The sequence below is a fragment of the bacterium genome, assembly GCA_035371905.1.
Classification (GTDB): Bacteria; Ratteibacteria; UBA8468; order B48-G9; family JAFGKM01; genus JAMWDI01.
This window is the reverse complement of record DAORXQ010000014.1, coordinates 1-19,636: the sequence shown is the minus strand read 5'-3', so window position 1 is coordinate 19,636 and position 19,636 is coordinate 1. Positions and strand designations below refer to the sequence as shown.

General features: G+C 30.0%; 19 protein-coding genes. 16 read left to right on the top strand and 3 right to left on the bottom strand.

The annotated features are described in order from the left end of the window. Positions 1-40 precede the first annotated feature (40 nt). Positions 41-937: a phospholipase D-like domain-containing protein gene (locus PKV21_02745; GenBank protein HOM26407.1), complete on the top strand. Its 897-nt coding sequence runs from the start codon at positions 41-43 to the stop codon at positions 935-937. On the opposite strand, the gene PKV21_02740 is transcribed toward PKV21_02745, so the two are convergent. Genes PKV21_02740 through PKV21_02730 form a run of 3 tightly spaced genes read right to left on the bottom strand, consistent with a single transcriptional unit; the run spans position 934 to position 3,049 of the window. Further along, positions 934-1,497 carry a LemA family protein gene (locus tag PKV21_02740; protein HOM26406.1) on the bottom strand — a complete coding sequence of 188 codons (564 nt, stop codon included), beginning with the start codon at positions 1,495-1,497 and terminating at the stop codon, positions 934-936. The genes PKV21_02745 and PKV21_02740 overlap by 4 nt on opposite strands. After that, complete coding sequence (locus tag PKV21_02735) at positions 1,494-2,138, bottom strand: nucleotidyltransferase domain-containing protein (protein HOM26405.1); 645 nt, start codon at positions 2,136-2,138, stop codon at positions 1,494-1,496. The genes PKV21_02740 and PKV21_02735 overlap by 4 nt, the downstream gene beginning before the upstream one ends. A gap of 17 nt (positions 2,139-2,155) precedes the next feature. Then, positions 2,156-3,049: a TPM domain-containing protein gene (locus PKV21_02730; GenBank protein HOM26404.1), complete on the bottom strand. Its 894-nt coding sequence runs from the start codon at positions 3,047-3,049 to the stop codon at positions 2,156-2,158. A 45-nt stretch (positions 3,050-3,094) separates the two neighbouring features. On the opposite strand from PKV21_02730, the gene PKV21_02725 reads away from it, so the two are divergent. The 15 genes from PKV21_02725 to PKV21_02655 all read left to right on the top strand — a co-directional run bounded on the left by PKV21_02725 (position 3,095) and on the right by PKV21_02655 (position 19,473). Next, positions 3,095-3,442, top strand: coding sequence for a cupin domain-containing protein (locus PKV21_02725; GenBank protein ID HOM26403.1), 348 nt, complete (start codon positions 3,095-3,097; stop codon positions 3,440-3,442). 52 nt (positions 3,443-3,494) lie between these two features. Continuing rightward, the gene (locus PKV21_02720; protein ID HOM26402.1) at positions 3,495-4,646 is read left to right on the top strand and encodes a DUF3108 domain-containing protein; all 1,152 of its coding nucleotides are present in this window, start codon (positions 3,495-3,497) and stop codon (positions 4,644-4,646) included. Positions 4,647-4,659: 13 nt separating this feature from the next. After that, positions 4,660-4,878, top strand: coding sequence for a HypC/HybG/HupF family hydrogenase formation chaperone (locus PKV21_02715; GenBank protein ID HOM26401.1), 219 nt, complete (start codon positions 4,660-4,662; stop codon positions 4,876-4,878). Further along, positions 4,866-5,960, top strand: a complete 1,095-nt coding sequence (gene hypD, locus PKV21_02710) for a hydrogenase formation protein HypD (protein HOM26400.1) — start codon at positions 4,866-4,868, stop codon at positions 5,958-5,960. The genes PKV21_02715 and hypD overlap by 13 nt, the downstream gene beginning before the upstream one ends. Beyond that, complete coding sequence (gene hypE, locus PKV21_02705) at positions 5,947-6,957, top strand: hydrogenase expression/formation protein HypE (protein HOM26399.1); 1,011 nt, start codon at positions 5,947-5,949, stop codon at positions 6,955-6,957. The genes hypD and hypE overlap by 14 nt, the downstream gene beginning before the upstream one ends. Further along, on the top strand, positions 6,951-8,648 hold the full coding sequence (locus tag PKV21_02700) for a glycosyltransferase family 39 protein (protein HOM26398.1): 1,698 nt from the start codon (positions 6,951-6,953) through the stop codon (positions 8,646-8,648). Before hypE ends, PKV21_02700 begins: the two co-directional genes overlap by 7 nt. Before the next feature lie 952 nt (positions 8,649-9,600). Then, positions 9,601-9,810 (top strand): hypothetical protein, encoded by a 210-nt coding sequence (locus PKV21_02695; protein HOM26397.1) that lies wholly within the window; start codon positions 9,601-9,603, stop codon positions 9,808-9,810. Then, positions 9,807-10,124 carry a DUF2283 domain-containing protein gene (locus PKV21_02690; protein HOM26396.1) on the top strand — a complete coding sequence of 106 codons (318 nt, stop codon included), beginning with the start codon at positions 9,807-9,809 and terminating at the stop codon, positions 10,122-10,124. The genes PKV21_02695 and PKV21_02690 overlap by 4 nt, the downstream gene beginning before the upstream one ends. Positions 10,125-10,204: 80 nt before the next feature. Then, positions 10,205-10,780 carry a hypothetical protein gene (locus PKV21_02685; protein ID HOM26395.1) on the top strand — a complete coding sequence of 192 codons (576 nt, stop codon included), beginning with the start codon at positions 10,205-10,207 and terminating at the stop codon, positions 10,778-10,780. A 1,014-nt stretch (positions 10,781-11,794) separates the two neighbouring features. Next, a complete protein-coding gene (locus tag PKV21_02680; GenBank protein ID HOM26394.1) occupies positions 11,795-12,151 on the top strand; it encodes an integrase core domain-containing protein in 357 nt (118 codons plus the stop codon). 43 nt (positions 12,152-12,194) lie between these two features. After that, positions 12,195-12,548: a hypothetical protein gene (locus PKV21_02675; protein HOM26393.1), complete on the top strand. Its 354-nt coding sequence runs from the start codon at positions 12,195-12,197 to the stop codon at positions 12,546-12,548. 2 nt (positions 12,549-12,550) lie between these two features. After that, entirely contained in the window at positions 12,551-14,566 is a 2,016-nt protein-coding gene (locus PKV21_02670) for an N-6 DNA methylase (protein ID HOM26392.1), read from the top strand. 2 nt (positions 14,567-14,568) lie between these two features. Beyond that, positions 14,569-15,552, top strand: coding sequence for a hypothetical protein (locus tag PKV21_02665; protein HOM26391.1), 984 nt, complete (start codon positions 14,569-14,571; stop codon positions 15,550-15,552). A gap of 178 nt (positions 15,553-15,730) precedes the next feature. Continuing rightward, the gene (locus tag PKV21_02660; protein ID HOM26390.1) at positions 15,731-16,813 is read left to right on the top strand and encodes a metallophosphoesterase family protein; all 1,083 of its coding nucleotides are present in this window, start codon (positions 15,731-15,733) and stop codon (positions 16,811-16,813) included. Beyond that, positions 16,810-19,473: an AAA family ATPase gene (locus tag PKV21_02655; protein ID HOM26389.1), complete on the top strand. Its 2,664-nt coding sequence runs from the start codon at positions 16,810-16,812 to the stop codon at positions 19,471-19,473. The genes PKV21_02660 and PKV21_02655 overlap by 4 nt, the downstream gene beginning before the upstream one ends. Positions 19,474-19,636: the final 163 nt, after the last annotated feature.

Below are 19,636 nucleotides of genomic sequence, written 5' to 3'. Positions count from 1 at the left end.
TATTTTATCATTTTTTCTTTCTTTGTTATAATTTATAGTTATGAAAAAAATAATTTTTTTTCTGAATTTTATTGTTTCACTTGTATCAGGTGAAACTGAAGTCCTTTTTACACCTTCAAAAAAAACTTATTCTTATTTTATAAACTTATTACAGAATGCAAAAAAATCAATTTATATTTCAACCTACTCAATAAGTCCAGATTTCTTAAATTTTCTTAAAGGCAAAAAATTAGATATTAAAATTGTCTGTGAATATGGAGAAGATAAAAACTTGCAAATTAAAAAAATTGAAAATAAAAATCTTTTTCATTCAAAATTTTTAATAATTGATGAAGAAGTATCTATAATTACATCTGCTAATTTGACTTTCAGCAATTTTTATAAAAATCACAATAATCTTGTTATAATTAAGGATAAAAATTTATCAAGGTATCTTATAAAAAAGTTTGATTCTTTCTGGAATAATTACAATTATACAGAAAACTTTAAAGACAGAAATATTGAAATATGGTTTTCTCCTGAAAATGACTGTGAAGGAATTATTGAAAGGGAAATTAAAAATTCAACCAATTCAATAAATTTTGCGACATTTTCTTTTACAGACACAAATATAGCAGAAAAAATTATTGAAAAAAGGAATGAAGGGATTTTGGTTAAAGGAATTATTGAAAGTTATAATATTTTCCCTCATTCTGTCTTTTATCTCCTTTTAAGTTATGGTTGTGATGTAAGAAAAAGTTGTATATCCGGATTTCTGCACGATAAATTTTTTATAATTGATAGGGAAAAAGTTATAACAGGGTCTTTCAATCCAACAAAAAGTGCAAAGGAAAATGTTGAACTTCTCTGTCTGATAAATGATAGAAATACAGCAGAAGAATTTTACAGAGAATGGAGATACTTATATCTTTTTAAATCAACAAAAGAGGATATTTAAAATTTTATTTCAGGTGCTTTTTCACTTCCTTTTTCTGCCTGAAAATAACTCTTTTCTTTATCAAAACCAAAAATTTTTACAAAAATAAAAGTCGGAAATGACTTTGCAATTCTATTATACTCCTCAACAGCAATATTGTATCTTCTTCTTTCAACTGCAATTCTGTTTTCTGTTCCTGCAAGTTCATCCTGTAATGATAGAAAATTTGTACTTGCTTTTATCTGTGGATAGTTTTCCACAACAAGTAAAAGTCGCCCAATAACTCTGTCTATTTCTCCTGCTGCAGTTTCTTTTTCAGATATAGATTTTGCATTTTGCCATTTGGTTCTTGCTTCTGTTACCTGTATAAACAGTTCTTTTTCATGTTTTGCATAACCTTTAACAACTTCAACCAGATTTGGGATTAAATCATTTCTTCTCTGATATACATTTTCAACCTGAGCCCAACTTGATTTAACTTTCTGGTCAAGATATACAAGACGATTATACTGATACACAAAAATACCAAAAATAAAAATAAGCAAAATTGTCCATAATAAAACATTCAAATTTCTCTTCATTTCTTCTCCTTTCTTTCATTAATCAAATAAATTATCTCTGATAAAAACTTTAAAATCTCATCAACTTTCTCATAAATTTCTTTTTTCTTTAATTTTACATTCTTCTCAAAAATTTCTAAACCTTCAGGTATTGCAATTCTTTTTCCCATCTGCTTTTCAATAAGAGGAATCAGAAATTTTAAATTTTTAATTACATCTTCTATAACAGAATAAATATTTCTTTCAAAGATAATAGAATGCTGAAAGTCAAGAAATAACTGCTTTGTTTTTCTTTCAATTTCAACTCGTAAATTTTCTTTTTCAACTTTTATCTTTTCAGTTATATCCTCTCCATAAATTACCCTATGATTTTCTTTTATATCAAGCCATTCAACAGGAAAAACATCTGCTGAACTTAACAAAAACCATTCTGAAAACAAATAAAATCTTATCATATTTTTATAGGCAAATTTTGACAATCTTTTCTTTATCTCTTCAAGGTCTGTTTTTGAAAGAGAATCAACTATTACAATCAAATTTATGTCAGAAATTCCCTTTCTATAATTCCCCTTAACATAACTTCCATAAATGATACAACTTTTAAGTCGTTCTTTAAAAATTTCTTTTGTTTTTTCAACAAATGTTTTAATTTTTTCTTCCATGTTTTTCTCCTTTTATTTTACCATCTACCACTTGCTCCTCCTCCACCACTTGCTCCACCACCAAAGCCACCAAAACCACCTGAAAAACCTCCTCCACCATGAAAAGAACCTGAAGAATATATACTTGAACCTCTTAAATAAAAAGGAACATGCTCTTTCCATCTATTTCCATAATATTTCTTTAGTCGTCTTCTGATATTTTGAAATAAAAGATTTGATATGAAACCTAAAATAAAAATAAAAAAGAAAGGGATAAGCAATGATAAAAAAATAAATAACCCATATTGAGAAATATTATTTCTATTTAAAAAGGCATTTATCAGGAAAAAAGAAATTAAAACTGCCTCAAAAAGAAAACCAATAAGACCTAAAATAATAAAAGAGAAAAGAAGGATAAATGTATACCATAAAAGACGAAAACCAGCTGGAGGAATATTTTCTCTTTCTACTACCTCTTCCCCTTTTGTAGTCATATATATTTTTTCTATTGCTTCATAAATCCCTGCATAAAAATCTCCTCTTTTGAAATTAGGAGCCATAATCTCTCTAATTATCCTTCCACAAACAGAATCAGGTAAATAACCTTCAAGTCCATAACCAACTTCAATCCTTATCTTTCTTTCATCCAATGAAATTAAAATTAAGACACCATTATCTTTTCCCTTTTTACCTATTCCCCAATTATTAAAAATCTCATTCGCGTACTCTTCAATACTTTTCCCTTCAAGTGATTTTATAATTAAAACACATATTTCATTTGTTGTTTCTTTTTCTATATCTTTTAATCTTTTCTCAATTTTTTCTTTCTGCTCATCTGAAAGAGTATCTGCAAAATCATTTAAATAGCCAACTGGTTTTAATGAAATGAAAAGAAGTGGTAAAATATTTAAAAGAAGTTTAAATTTTCTCATTTAAATATAGTAAGTTTTTTATAAGGACTTGTCAAAGGGGGAAATATGATAAATAAAAGGGAAGATATGGAATTTGAGGAAAGGGAAAAAATGAGAGGCGGAGAAGGAATTATTAAGATATTGCATTTCTTTAAAAAAGAGGATTTTAAGGCAAATGTAAGATTATGTGCAAAATTGATTATAGAGCCAGGTTGTTCAATTGGATTACATCAACATCTTGATGAGGATGAAGTATTTATTATTTTAAAAGGAAAAGGTATTATGTATGATGGTAAAAATGAATATTCTGTTAAGGAAGGTGATGCAATTTTAACAGGAAATGGCGAGCAACATTCAATAAAAAATATAGGAAAAGATAATCTTGAAATAATTGCTTTTATATCAAAATATTAAAATTTCAATTTTTTAAATTTTGAGGGTATAATTTTTTAAAAAAGGAGATAGAGTGAGAAAGTATTTTGTTTTTATAATTGTTTCTCTTTTTCTTTCAGGATGCATATGTGAAAAAATAGAAGAGAAAAAGAAGTTGGAAGAATTACCAGAAGTTTATTTTCCATCTGAGGAAAAAACAGAGGAAAGCAAAATAGAGATCACAAAGGAAGAGAAAAAAGAGGAAGAAATTGTGGAAAAGAAAAAAGAGGAAGAAGTTAAGGAAGAGAAAAAAGAGGAAGAAATTGTGGAAAAGAAAAAAGAGGAAGAAGTTAAGGAAGAGAAAAAAGAGGAAGGAGTTGTTCAGAAAGAAGAAGTTGAAGGAATAAAGGAAGAAAAAACAGAAGAGAAAGAAGAAATTGTTTTACTACCTAAAAAAGTAGTTTTTCCAAAAAAAGAGGAAAAAATTACAGGTGTTCCTCAACCTTTTTTTGTGAATTATCTTGGAGAATGCTTAATCTATGAACTTAAATGGAATTTTGTAAATCTTGGTAAAGCAATAATAGTTTGTTTGGAAGAAAAAGATAGATATCGTCTTGTAGGAATAACTCTTCCAAGTGGTGTTCCTGCTCAGATTGGATATGGATATAACAGAGTAGATTCATTTATAGATAAGAAAACAGGGAAAACATCTTACTTTTACATATATTCAAAAACAGGTGATAAAGAACAGATAACTGATTTATATTTTAACTGGAATGCAAACCAGTATACCTGTATTACAAAAACATATAAAAATAAAAATTTATTATCAACAAAAAGAGAAGTAATTAATTTTGATGGAGAAATTTTTGATTGTCTTGGATTTTTTTATTTTCTGCGTAATGGAGATATCAATACTTTTAAAAATAATCAATTCCCCATTGCTTTAAAGGAAAAGTGGTATTTAAAAATAAATTTTAAAGGTAAGGAAGTAAAAAAATTGCCAAACGGTGAAAGTAAAGAGGTTTTTATTCTTGAACCCCTTGCGAGAAAAGAAAAAGAAAGTTTTAAAAAGGGAATAATTGATATCTGGATAACAAATGATAGCGAAAGGGAACCTTTATTTTTTGAAGGAAGATTACCCATAGGTAAAGCAGTAATGAATCTAACAAAAGTAATAAAGTTGGAACAGAAATCTGATATAAATGTAAATAAGGTTCTTAATGAGATTGTTTCAACTCTTTAAATAAAGGGGAAAAATGTGCCTTGCAATTCCAATGAAGGTTGAGGAAATTGAAGGAGATTATGCAGTTGTTTCTTCTGGAAATGTTAAAAGAAAAGTTAATATATCACTTGTAGAAAATGTTAAAAAGGGAGATTATTTAATTATTCATGCTGGCTTTGCTATTGAAAAACTTGATAAAAAAGAAGCAAAAAAGACACTCAATATAATAAAAGAAATGAAATGGAATATATAAAAGAATACAGAAATACAGAAAAGCAGAAAGAAATAATAACAGAAATACAGAAATACAGCAAAATTTTGAAAAAGAAAATAAATATAATGGAAGTTTGTGGAACCCATACCATGGCTATCGGTAAATACGGAATAAGAAAATTGCTTCCTGAAAATGTAAATTTAATTTCAGGCCCTGGTTGTCCTGTCTGCGTTACTCCTGAAGAATATATAGATACCGCTATTGAATTGTCAAGGGATAAAGATGTTTTTATCACAACCTTTGGGGATATGATGAAAGTTCCTGGAAGTTTTTCTTCTCTTGAGAAAGAAAGAGCAAATGGTGCTAAAATTTTTGTAGTATATTCTCCACTCGATGCTTTGAAGGTATCTTACGAAAATAAAAATAAAAAAGTAATTTTCCTATCTATTGGTTTTGAGACAACAACCCCTTTAATTTCCCAGACAGTTAAGATTGCAAGAGAGGAAAAAATAAGAAATTTTTTTGTACTTTCTGGAAATAAACTTATACCACCTGTTATGGAATTTTTATTGAAACAAAAGGATACAGAAATAGAAGGTTTTATATGTCCAGGACATGTAAGTGCTATTACAGGAATAGAGCCATATAAATCAATCTCAAAAAAATTTAATGTTTCGTGCGTTATAAGTGGTTTTGAGCCACTGGATATTTTACTTTCAATTCTTTTGATTTTGAAAAGTATTAATGAAGGAAAGTCAGAAGTAATTAATGAATATAAAAGAACAGTAAGAGAGGAAGGAAATATTAAAGCAAAAAAAACAATTTATGATACTTTTAAAATTATTGATTCTGAATGGAGAGGGATAGGTATTGTTGAAGATAGTGGTTTAAAACTGAAAGAAGAATTCATTGATTTTGATGCTGAAAAAGAGTTTGTGATAAAAATAAAAAGTTCAGGTAAAAAGAAAAGTTGTTTATGCGGAGAAATTTTAAAAGGAAAGAAAATCCCTTTTGACTGTCCATTATTTGAAAAAATTTGTAATCCTGAAAATCCGGTTGGTCCCTGCATGGTTTCATCAGAAGGGACTTGTAGCGCCTATTATAAATATGAAAGAAGATAGAATTATTTTATCGCATGGAAGCGGTGGTAAGTTGATGCACAGTTTAATAGAAAATATTTTTTTAAAAAACTTTAAAAATGATATTCTTGAAAAACTTTATGATTCAGGGATTATTGAATTTGAAGATTTTGACTTGTGTTTTACCACTGATTCCTATACTGTTGAACCTGTTTTTTTTAAAGGAGGAGATATAGGTAAACTTTCTATCTGTGGAACTGTTAATGATTTAGCAGTCTGTGGAGCAAAACCTCTTTATCTATCTGCAAGTTTTATAATAGAAGAGGGATTTGAAATAAAGAATATTGAAAAAATTGTAAAGTCAATGGAAAAAATAGCAAGAGAAGCAGATGTTAAAATTGTTACAGGTGATACCAAAGTTGTGGAAAAAGGTAAGATTGATAAGATTTTTATAAATACGGCAGGAATAGGAATAAAAGAGAAAAGAATAAAACTTGGAATAGAAAGAATAGAAGAAGGAGATGTTGTAATAATAAATGGCGGAATTGCTGAACATGGACTTTCTGTTTTGCTTTCAAGGGATATTTATGATATTGAATCAGAAATAAAAAGTGACTGTGCTCCTTTAAATAAACTAATATCTGAAATTTTAAAAGAGACAGATGGAATAAAGTTCATGAGGGACCCAACAAGGGGAGGAATTTCTGCAACTTTAAATGAAATAGTAAGAAACAGGGATTTTGGGATAGTCATTTATGAAAACAAAATCCCTGTAAAAAAAGAAGTTTTATCAATGTGTGAAATTCTTGGTTTTGACCCTTTAAATATTGCAAATGAAGGGAAGGTTATTATTATATGCAGTAGAAAAGATAGTGAAAAAGTAATTAAAAAAATGAAAAAAAATATATATGGGAAAAAAGCAGAAATTATAGGAGAGATTGTGAAAAGGCCAGAAGGAAAAGTTTTAATTGAAACACTATCAGGTGCAAGGAGAATTGTAGATATGCCTGTTGGAGAACAATTTCCAAGAATATGTTAAAAAATTTTATAAAAAGAATAAATCTGGTGATTTTAATCTTTTTTATTCTATTATTTTTTGCAAGAGAGTTAATTGTCTCTTCTGAAAAATCAATTACCTGTGATGAAACTGTCCATATTCCAGCAGGATATTTTTATGTTAAAAATGGTGATTTTTTTATAAATTTTGAACACCCTCCTTTCTCAAAAATTCTTTCAGGTCTTTTTATCATAAAACAGAAAATTTTTTTTTCAGAAGAAGCATATAGAAATTTAAGGAAAAATGAATGGGATCTTGGAATGTTTTTTTTCTACCTTAATAGAGAGAATGTTGATAATATAGTTTTCTGGGCTCGTTTTCCAATGATTTTACTTGGTATTTTACTTGGTTTTTTCATATATTTGTGGTCAAAAGAATTATATGGTGAAATTGCAGGACTTTTCTGTTTATTTTTATTTTCATTCTGCCCAAACTTTCTTGCTCACAGTTGTCTTGTAACTACAGATGTTCCCTTTACTGCTTTTTTTGTTATAACCCTTTATTATCTGTGGAAATTCTTTGAAACAAACAATAATAAATATTTACTTTTTTCTGGAATATTTTTTGGTCTTTCTATATCAACAAAATTTACTGGAATTGTAGTTATACCGTTTATAATTCTGTTTCTTATAATTATGAAAATAAAGGATAATTTCAAAACAAAATTGAAATCAAATCTTATTTTTTTCCTCCTTTATCTTGTTTTAATTCCATTCATTGTTTTACTCCTGACTTATAGAATTTATGGTTTTAAAAATTTTTTACTTGGATTAAAAACAATTGTTTTTGAGACAACAGAAAGAGGACATATGAGTTTTTTAAATGGCAGATTTTCAACAACCGGCTGGAGATACTATTTTATACTTGCATTCCTTTACAAAACTCCAATTGCTCTGATAATTTTTTTTATTCTTTCAATCTTCATAAACAGAAAAATAGAAAAAAAAGAGTTTTTTCTGATTTTACCTGCTTTTATTTTTTTCATTTTTTCCTCTTTTAGCAAAAAACAGATTGGAATTAGATATATACTGCCATTTTATGCTTTAATTTATATTTACTGTGGAAGATTGTGTGTCTATCATGAAAAAATAAAAATCAAACCTGTCTTTAAAAAAGTTATTTTAATAATATTGATTTTCTGGTATGCTTTTTCATCTTTTAAAATTCATCCCCATTATCTTGCATATTTTAATGAAATTGCTGGAGGACCTGAAAATGGATGGAAACATTTAATTGATTCAAATATAGATTGGGGACAGGATTTGAAGGGATTAAAAGAATATTTACAGAAAGAAGGAAAACCAGAAATAATGCTTAATTATTTTGGTTCAATTCTTCCTGAAACATATGGAATTGTTTATGAGCCATTTTTTTATCCTCTTTTTTTAAATCTTCCACAGCAATATTATCGTTTAAATTCAGAATTTCCTCAAAAAGAATATCTTGTTATAAGTGTGAATTATCTGCAAGGACTGGTTTATAATGACCATAATATTTTTAACTGGCTAAAGGAAATAAAACCAAGAATAAAAATTGGGTATAGTATTTTTGTTTATGACATTACAGAAGATATTTTCATAAGGACAAAATTATTTGAGATGTTTGATAAATACGGTTTTGCAAGACAGGCAGAAAGACAGAAAAAAATAATAGATAGAATAAAAAACAAATAAAGATACTTCTTTTGTTCCATTGGACACCTTTAAGATGGGATAGGGAGAATTCTTTCTTTTATTTTTTATATACTCTTCTGAATATTTTATTTTTATTTCTTGAAGGTGTCAAATTTTTAAAAGTGAAATATTTAAATTTAAAAAAGAAAAGTATCTTTTATATAATTTAGTTTTAAATACTTATAACTAACACTTTTATTTTTTCTTCTCTACCTGATAAATTTTAAAAAAATTTGAATTGAAGTAAAATAAAATTTTAAGATATGATTTAAAAATAAGTGGCGAACTGAAATAAAGAAGAAAGAATTTTTATTAAATAAAAGAAAGACCCAAAGGGTAAAAATAATAGGTAATATTTTCATTATCTAATTTCTTTCTCATCTCTTTTTTTCTTAATTTTTCTCGGGGTGAAAAATTTTTAAATTAGATTTTTATGATGAAGCATTTAGAATATTGAATTATTATAAAGAAAAAAGTAAAATAATAATAACTGGAGGGGTAGCATAGTGGTCTAATGCGGCGGATTGCTAATCCGTTCCTAACCAATTTTAAAAATCCTTGTAAATTGCTTATCTTATTAAATATAAATAACTTACATCAATTTTTCAATTTCCCACATTTTCCCATATTTTCTCATATTTTTGCATAAATCTTGCACAAATCTTGCACAACATTATGCTGTATTTTTTAATCTTTAAAAATACAATATATTGTATAAATTTAACCCAGTTAATTGAAATAATTGATATACAAATGATTTAATGGGATTTTTAAGTTTTTTTGATAAAAGTTATTTTTAAGGTATAATCAAGACAAAAAATAAAACCAAGTATATAATTTAAACATACAATTTAAAATGAAAAAAATTTTATTTGAAGTAGACCCCTTAAATATTAAAATCAGAATTTCAGAGGAGTACTGAGAATATATTGTTAAAATAAAACATCCTATAATGATAGGGAAAGAAGAAATAGTAAAAGAGACATTAAAAGACCCAGAAGAAATTAGAAAGAGCAAAATTGATGAAAATGTTTTACTTTTTTATAAAAAATTTGATAAATTATATTGTGTGGTTGTAAAATGTTATGAGAAAGAAGGATTTATAATTACCTGTTATCCAACAGAAAAAATAGAGGAAGGTGAGAAAATACGGAAAAAGTGATTATAAGGTATAACAGAGAGAGCAATACATTAGATATTTGGTTTGGTAATCCTATAGATAAGTTTATATGTGGAGAAATAGGAGATGGAATTATTCTAAAAAAAGATAAAGATGGAAATGTTATAGGAATAGAAAAATTGTATATTTCCAAAAGAGTTGGAATTTCTTCTTCCCCTCTCGAAGTAATGATTGATAAAACCCTTGACACCCAATATATAAGTAGTATACCCCCACCCGGAGGACTATATATTTTTTCTATTTTGAGAGACACAAATAAAAAACTTGATTTTTTAACTTTTAATTTTAAGATTTAATTTCCTGAGCTGCTTTAAAGGGGATTGCGATAGAAGAGTGGACTTTGAAAAAGAAAGATTTTTAAAATAGGGGGAAAATTATGGAGGAAAAAATGAAAAATTTTTTAAAGAAAATAGAATATTTAGAAAACAAATATATAGAATATTTAAAAAGCAAAGATAAAGAGAATTTAAGAAGAGAAGAAGAAATATTGAAGTTAAAGGGTTCAAAATCTCTTTCTCTTCCCCAATTCCAAAAAATAGTCAAGTGGAAAAACCCGAGAGATAGAAGCTCTGCAAAAAACTCCGAAAGAGACATTCAAAAGATTACCAAAAGCTGTTTTGAAGAATTAAAAAACAATGAATACAATGATGATAAAGTTAGAAGTGCGATAGAAAAATTGAAAAAATTAAACGGAGTAGGTGTTGCAGTAGCAAGCGCGATTTTAATGGCATATGACCCTTGTAAATTTACTCCAATAGATTGGAGGGCCTGGAATATGCTTTACCTTCTTTGTTATATAGATGAACCCTGTCCTAAAAGTTTTACACCAGACCATTACATAAAATATTTAAAAGTATGTCGAAAATTGGCAAAAGAATTAGACGTTTATTTGCGAACCCTTGATAGGGCCCTTTGGATTGCATCTAAAAATTACAGAAATTTAGATTGTTAAGGGAAAAATAGAGTATTAAAAACAATTGGAATTTAGAAAATTATTCTGTTTAAAATGTGGCCAAGACCTTAAAGTGGAAGATATCGAAAATGGGAATTGTCCAAATTGTGGAGCAGATTTAAGAAAAATGGGATTAGAAAAATATATCCACTAAAATTACTCTAAGGATTTAAAGAAATTTTCAGAAAAAGATAAATCAGAAATTTATTTAGCACCATGTAAAGTATGTAAAAAAGAGTTGCTTGTAATGCAGAAATTTGTCCTCATTGTGGAACTCCTTACCCAGTAAAAGAATATTGGAAGGACCCGCCTACATGGACCGAGCCATGGCTAATTTTTTGTTGGGCCTTGATGCTTGTTTTATCTATTACATTATCACCTCCACCAGAAACTTTCGGGTATTGGTTTGCAGTTTTCCATGGTATAGGTTATACAATTCTTATATTTGCTATAATTGTTTATCTGAATAAGTTTAGAAGAAGAAACAAATAATATCTTAACAACATTGCAGATACCACAATCAAAATGAGTTCAAAAGTGAAGAAAGTTGATAGATAGGAAAGATTACTTATGGTTGGCTGGATAAAGTTAAAAGAATTGTAAAAAAGCAGTTATTGAAGTATCTGAAGGATATTGGACAAGTAAAGCAATAGAAAAGGAATTGAAAACTGAAAAAGTGGATAAAAAAAAGAATTTTTTGTATGTCTTCCGAGCATTGTCCTCCGTCATTAGGATATTAAAAAGAAATGTAAATATCACTTTTAAATTTGTCAAATTTTCTAAAGTTTTTAAATTCTTTACGTATCAATGGTTTTAAGCATCTTTTTACAAAACTACAGAAGTTGAGAAAAATAGGTAACACCTCCTTATATCTGGAAAAGTTGACTGATTTAGATAAAATAGAAGGGATATAAAAAGGGGTGGCAGAGTTTCTTGGGAGATGTGTGCTTAAGTTTGTTTCGTTTTCGCCCCTTTCGGATGCCTTTATTCTACCTTATTTCTACCCTTTCCTTAATGGGAAGCAGTATAAACTTTAAATATCTACAGATGGATAATGGGAGTGAATTTTCAAGGTATTTTCATCAGGCATGTAAAAATCTTAATCTAGAACATTACTTCTCAAGGGTGAGGACGCCTGAAGATAATCCTGAAATAGAGAGATATAACAGGACACTGGAAGAGGAGTTTTTACAGATGGGTAATTATATTGAGGATGTAGATAATTTTAATAGATTTTTAACTGACTGGTTGATAGAGTATAATTTTAACCGTCCACACCACACACTGGGCTATTCAATTCCAATGGATTTTTTGTCTCAAATGAAAGGATATAAAGTGTTACCTATATACTCAACTTGTACAAATTATTGACAGAGCAGAGAAAAATTAAGTATAATTAAAATATGAATCAGATATGAATCAGATGATAAAAATTCTTAAAGCAGATGAAGGTATGATAAAAGTTACCTTTCCCTATAATCCTGTATTTGTTGAGAAAATTAAGACCATCAGCGGACTGAAATGGCATCCAATAAGAACTGCTCGAAGGATATTTGAAATAGTTTATAAACGGGCTGGGATTAAAAAAGATGTAGCCATTCATACTTTCAGACCAAATCTTGCAAGGAGTTGCAGAATGAGTAACCTAAAGGGATGGATAGATGACACAGTCGCCTATACCGCCAAATTGGAATTAAAAGCGACCCTGTCGTCTATGAACGAGTTATATGAAATGCCCAAGCCTGCTATAAGAAAGCAAGAGGTATAAAAATGGCTAGAAAAAGTTATTTAGTAGTAAAACCTTTGGACTTGTTTACTCCAACATTATTACCTTTGGGTCTCCCTGAGGTGTTCAAGCAAATTTATTATTATCTTTATAGTAACAGCAACATTCCAAGAGCAGAAAGGCTTGGCGCAGAAATGATTAGAATTCTTTTTTGTAAGATATATGACGAAACACATAACAAAAATGACAAAGAATTCATAATAAGAGCAGATGAAAACGAAAAAGAAGTTAGTAATAGGATCAAAAAATTATTTGAAAAAGTAAAGGATAGCTATCCTGATGTCTTTGATAGAGAAGAAAAGATACTTCTTGATGATAAATCGATTAAATATGTAGCACAAAAACTTCAAGGATATGTTCTTGTCGAAAGTGAAAGAGATGTAATAAGTGAAGCATTCCAAGCTTTTTGGGGTCCTGGATTGCGAGGAGAAAAGGGGCAGTTTTTTACTCCGAGAAACGTGGTCAAAATGTGCGTTGATATATTGAATCCTAAACCAGATGAAAAAGTCATAGATCCTGCATGTGGTTCTGGTGGTTTTTTAGTTGAAGTTTTATCACATCTAAAGGAAAGGGGACATGTTTGTAATGTGTACGGGATAGACAAAGAGATAGATTTAGTTAAGATATGTAAAGCATACATGAGTATTGTTGGAAATGGTCATGCAAATATATTTTGTGCTGATTCACTTTATCCAGAATCTTGGCCAGAAAATATGAAGGAAAAAATTAAAGATGAAAGTTTTGATATTGTGCTTACGAATCCACCATTTGGAGCAAAAATATTTATTGAAGATAAAAATATCTTAAAGAACTATAAATTAGGGCATAAATGGATAAAAGATAAATCTAACAATTGGAAAATCAGCAATTTTGTTTCTAACCAAGTCCCACAGATCCTGTTTATAGAAAGGTGTCTCCAACTTCTTAAACCAAATGGTAGAATGGCAATTGTTCTTCCTGATGGGGTTTTTGGAAATCCTAGTTATAGGTATGTCTGGGAATTTATCTTAAAGAATGCTAAGATATTAGCAATAGTTAGCTTACCCCCTGAAACCTTTCTTCCAAGTACTCATACGAAAACGAGTGTCCTGTTTTTAGAAAAGACACAAAATATTAAGAAAGACTATGATATCTTCATGGCTATTGCAAACAAAGTCGGGCATGATAAAAATGGTAAAGTAGTATTTAAAATGGATATGAAGGGCAATTATGTTCTTGATAATGAAGGAAATAAAATAATAGACGACGACCTACCATTAGTTTCATCTATGTATAAGGAATTTATAAAAAACGTCCTCCATCTGAGTCATCTTGGATTTACTCTAAAATTATCCGATGTAAGAAATTTTATTTTCATTCCAAATTATTATAATCCTGAAACTACGCAAATTCTTAACAAAATGGAGAGAACAGGAAAATATAAACTTACAACAATTAAAGAATTGGTAGAACAAAAATGGATTTCTGTAAAAAGAGGTCATGAGGTAGGTTCAAAATATTATGGAAATGGCAACATCCCCTTTGTAAGAACGTCTGATATTGTTAATTGGGAAATAAAAATAGACCCTATAAAATGTGTTCCAGAAGAAGTTTACGAAAAATATAAAAAAAGACAGGATATAAGAGAAAATGATATTTTATTGGTTACTGATGGTACATTTCTAATAGGAAGGACGGCAATAGTTACTTCGCTTGATAAAAAATTGGTAATTCAAAGTCATATAAGAAGAATTAGATGTTTAAAACCTGACAAACTGCATCCTTACTTGCTACTCTATCTATTGAATACTGATATTGTGCAAAAACAAATAGAAGAAAAAACTTTTGTTCAAGCTACGATCTCTACTATTGGAGAAAGGTTGTATGAAGTTGTAATCCCAATTCCTACAGATAAAAGTACTGTGGAAGAAATAATAAGCGAAGTATCAGAAATTATTAAAATGAAAGTAGAAGCACGGATAAAAATGGAAAAACTGATAAAAACAGGAGGGAGGGAATAAGAATGGCTAAAGGTCGGACTATTTCAGCTACGGAATTGACGGAAAAAGATAAGGCCGCCTTAGAAATATGTAGAAAGATCAGTGATGGTCTAGCTGATTTAATAACAAACACAGAAAGTAGGAAGGACTTTGTAAAAAATTATGGAAGAATTCATTTAAGCAGGGATGCAGGTTTAGGTATGGCAGGTGCCAAACTCCAGCGGGATGCTCTTTGTACAAGAGGTCGAACAGATAAAGCCCCTTACTCAAACAGAAATTTGAGATGGCACCCTCTTATTGTAGCAAATGAAATCCCTGAGTATGCAAAGGAAGTTGAGTATGTTAGTATTGATAACAAATCATTAGTATTTGTCATAAATGGCGAGCTTTGGTATCCAAAAGATGTTCACAAGTTAGAAGAGGTGTATTGTGTTCCATATGATAAGTGGTATGCTATTAAAGATGATCTACTTCAATGGACTGATGATGACTGGACTAATAATTCTTGTGTAATACCTGCAATGGAATATTCAACATTAGAATATTCGGTAGAAACTTTTGCTATACTCGGTATTGCTGTTGTCAGCAATTTTTATGGTGTAAATCCGGTAAATGCCTATAACTTGGTCAAAGAAATCTTTCTAAATTCCAATTACAATCCTACTCGAGAATATCCAAACCAAAATGAGATACAAGAGATAATTTTATGTCCTTTATGTCGTGCACCATTAAATAAACCTCCTGCGAATTTATCTTTACCGGAGAGGGAAGAAGTTTTCCAACCACCATGGAGAAAGTCAAAAAGGGAAGAAGGCGAAGCAGAAAGTTTGCAATTGTTTCATACATTCCCACTGAAAGAAAGCAAAATATTACATACACCTAGATTGGTAAGATACGGTCACCGCTGGTGTAATGTCGCAATGGCGGATCACTCAGTTGATGAAACAGTTGAGTTTATGCAGGCGGTAGTTGATGCACATGAGAGAAAGAAAAAAAATAGAAAATAAACGAAGCGGGCTTGGGCACTCTACGGAAACCTTCGGTTTCCTTGCCTCGCCTTTGGCTCGGTCATATAACAGCGGACATACGGTTCGGGCTTACGCCCTCACCCAAATGCTCGGCTTTGCCTCGCACTTCGTATGTCCGCGGCCGTTATATGAAATGACTAAAATAATGTGAGGCAAAATGAAAATAGCAATAACTTCTGATGTACACCTGAAGAACTGTTCAGAGTCACCAGAAAGATATAATGCTCTTGAAAATATCTTTTCGAAGATAACACATAAAGGTATTTCTGAATTAATTATCGCTGGTGATTTATTTGATAAGGATTATAACAACTATTCAGACTTTGATGAACTATGTAAGAAATATCCTAATGTTAGTGTTAGTATTATACCTGGTAACCATGACTACAAGATTGAAAACAGGTTTTTTGCTGCGACAAATATCAAAGTAATTACTGAACCACAGATAAAAGAAATAGATGGACTTCCAATTCTTTTTCTTCCATATAATCCTGAAAAGTCTATGGATGAAGTAATTGTTGAGTTTTCTCATCGTAACACTTTCCCAGAAAGATGGATATTAATAGGGCATGGAGATTATATCACAATAAATAAGGAACTAAATCCCTATGAACCTGGCTTTTATATGCCTCTTACGGCTATGACGGTAAACAATTATAATCCTGCAAAGGTAATACTTGGACACATCCACAAACATTCAGAATTCGGTAAAGTCGTTTATCCAGGTTCTCCATGTGGACTGGATATTAATGAAACAGGTAAAAGAAGATTCTTGATATATGATACACAATCGCTGGTTCTTGAATATGAGACAGTTGAGACGGACGTTATCTATTTTAATGAAACAATACTAATGTATCCTATGGATGATGAAATCAGTTATTTGAAAGATAGATTTTACGAAATTATACAAAAATGGCAGTTAAGCGAAGATGAACTAAAAAAGGTGAAGCTAAGGCTGTTCTTGAAAGGCTACACCAAAGACAAAAATGTTATCACTCAGAATCTTGTGCAAATTGTTCGTGATAAAGGAATTGAATTCTATGATAGTTCGGGACCCGATACTTCTGAACTTAAAATCCTTAAAGAAACGGATAGGGAAAGGATATTATTACTTAACAAAGTAAAAATTAAAATAGAAAATATTGTAAAAAGTATTGATAAAAGAGAATGTGTTTCTTCTACGGACGATATTATGAAAAAAGTCATGGAACTTATATTTAGAAGTGAGAACAAATGAGAATAAAAAAGATTTCAGTGAAAAATTGTGGGCCAATAAAAGAATTTGATGAAGATTTAGCCAGCCTGAATGTTATTTATGGCAAAAACGAACAAGGGAAATCATTTCTTGTTGAATTTTTGATAAAGTGTCTTTTCACAAATACTTCCAACTGGGGTTACCTTAGAAATATTGAAAGTAGTAGGGGAAAGGTAATCCTCGAAGGACTTGGCGGCAGAGAGGTTGAATTTTCACTATCATCACGATCGAAGAAAGAACAGAAATTAGAAGATTATTTTGAAAAAGACCCCAGGGGATTACCACCGTCTCTCTGTAGGCTACTTGTCGTTAAAGGTGGTGAATTTGAAATAGTTAAAAATGAATCAGGTGTCGACAAAAATCTCATAAATGATATTCTCTCTGGGAAAAGAATCTTGAATTCAATAAAAAGTAATATCTCCGCCACTATTCAAAACGCAGAAATAGAGGAAAGAATATCAATTAATAAGATGGGTGAAGGAAAGAGATACTATGAAATTAAAGAAAGGCTCGAAAAAGTAAATAGGATTATTGAGGATGTAACCAAACAATACGAGGCTGGAGAAATAAAAAAGATAGAAATAGAGATAAAAGAATTAGAAGAAAAGAAAGAAAATTTGTTAAAAGCAAAAAGATACAAGGCATATCTGCTGTCCGAAGAAATCAATAAACTGAAGGAGAAAATAGAAAAACTGCCTCATGATGAAAAGATTTCAGAATTAAAAAACTTCATTGAAGAATTCAATAAGAGAGAGGAGCGCCGCAAATCCATGAGTAACGAACTCGATAAGATAAAGAAAGAAACCGAGAATTTGCAAAGTTTAGAAAGAAAACTGGAAAAAATTCTGAAGGCAAAGAGATACCTAGCATATTCTCTTGCGAATGAGATCAAACAAAAAGAAAGAGAACTTGAAAAGATTCCTGAAGATGAATTATCTGGTCTTGAGGGGGATATCTCACGATACAACGAGAAAAATAATGAGCTACAACGGAAGATATCCGGGTTGAGCGAATTACAGGAAAAGACAAAGCATTATGAGTGGCTTAAGGAAGCAAAGGAATATTATTTAAAATATCTATCAACACCTGTCAGATTCACAAAATTTATTGAGGCACTCCCTTACCTTTCTCTATTGTCCCTTATGATAGCTACTGTTCTGTTTTTATTGGGGCAGAGAATACCTGGCACTATATTTATGTTACTGACAAGTATTTCTATACTCTGGTATAAGATTGGGATTAAAAAATATCTTGCAGGAATAAAACAGAAGGAAGAAGTTAAAAGCATAAGTGATGAATTTAAAAAGTATTTCGGGTTTGAACTCAACAATGTCGCGGATATAGTGTCTATTTTGAATGAACAAACTACTGATTATAACAAAATAGTATATCTTAAAGACGAAATATCACGGATTCAGGAAAATATTCAAAACCTCAAAGTTTCAATACAGGATAAGTTCAAAAAATTATTAGGCACTGATATTAACGAACAAAACTGGCTTGATATGCTTTCTGAACTAAAAAATAAAAAGGATGATATATCAAAGAATATTGAAGACTTAAAAAAAGAATTCAACAAGTTAGATGTAGATGAAACGGATTTTGTGAAAGAAAATCCAGGAATTAAATTTGAAAAATCTGAATTTGAGAGAATAAGTAAAGAAGTCGAGAGACTGAGGGAACTAAAACGGCAAGAGGAAGAAAAATCCAATGAATTCCAAAAATTTAATGATGAACTGAAAGATTTGGAAAAAGAGATTAAACAAGCGTTCTCTGAGATTATCGGTGAGGAAGTGAATCAACATGAGTGGAAAAGAAAAATACAGGAGATTGAGAAAAAAAGAAATGATACCCTTAAAAATATGAAAGAAAAGGAAGGTGAACTCAGAGGACTTGGAGTTTCGGAAGGAGAATATGAAAGACAGAACCCCGGGGTTGAATTTTCTCCTGGGAAGATAAAAGAAATTGAGAATAGAATTAATGAACTTAAGAAAACCCGTGAAAATGAGGGAGAAAAACTTTTAAACTTGAAATCCGAAATTTGTTCTTTTACAGATTCAGATATCAGTTCAGATTGGAATTTATTGATAGAAAAACTATATTTGAAAAAAGAAGAAATTGTCAGAGAATTGAATGAAGTTGAGTCAAATATAATAGCAGGCAAGCTGGTTAGTGAGACCATTGAAGAGCTTCTCAGAGAAGAAAATGAAAAAATTGTTGAAGTAATGAATTCAGAAGAAGTAAAAAAACTTCTTTTAACCCTCACGAAACGGTATAACAAGCTATCGTTTGATGATGACGGCAATCTCCTGGTTAGCAGTGATTACGAAACTTTTCCACTAAAAGATCTGAGCACTGGTGCAAAGGAACAGGTTATCCTTGCTTTGAGGATGGGTTTTGCAAAGATAGTTATGGGAGAAGACCATGCATTTCTCATTCTTGATGATGCTTTTCAGCATTCAGACTATGAGAGAAGGCCTATCTTAGTTGAATCCCTTGTTGACCTTGCAAAGGCTGGGTGGCAGGTTATCTATCTGACAATGGATGATAATATTAAGGAGTTATTTGATGAGAAAGCCAAAAAGTTAAAAAATAGATATAAAAAGATTGAATTACAAACCACTTCATATAACATAGCATAAAAGATCCATGTCTTACAGCACGCACTCAAATTTTTGTTTCACAAAAACTTCTTTTATGCTGGGAACGTTAGGCGAAGATGGTGGGCTTGATAAAAAGAGGATAAAATAGCTAACCAAAAGATAAGTTTCAAAACTAAAAAAGAACTTGAGAAAACAATCTTAC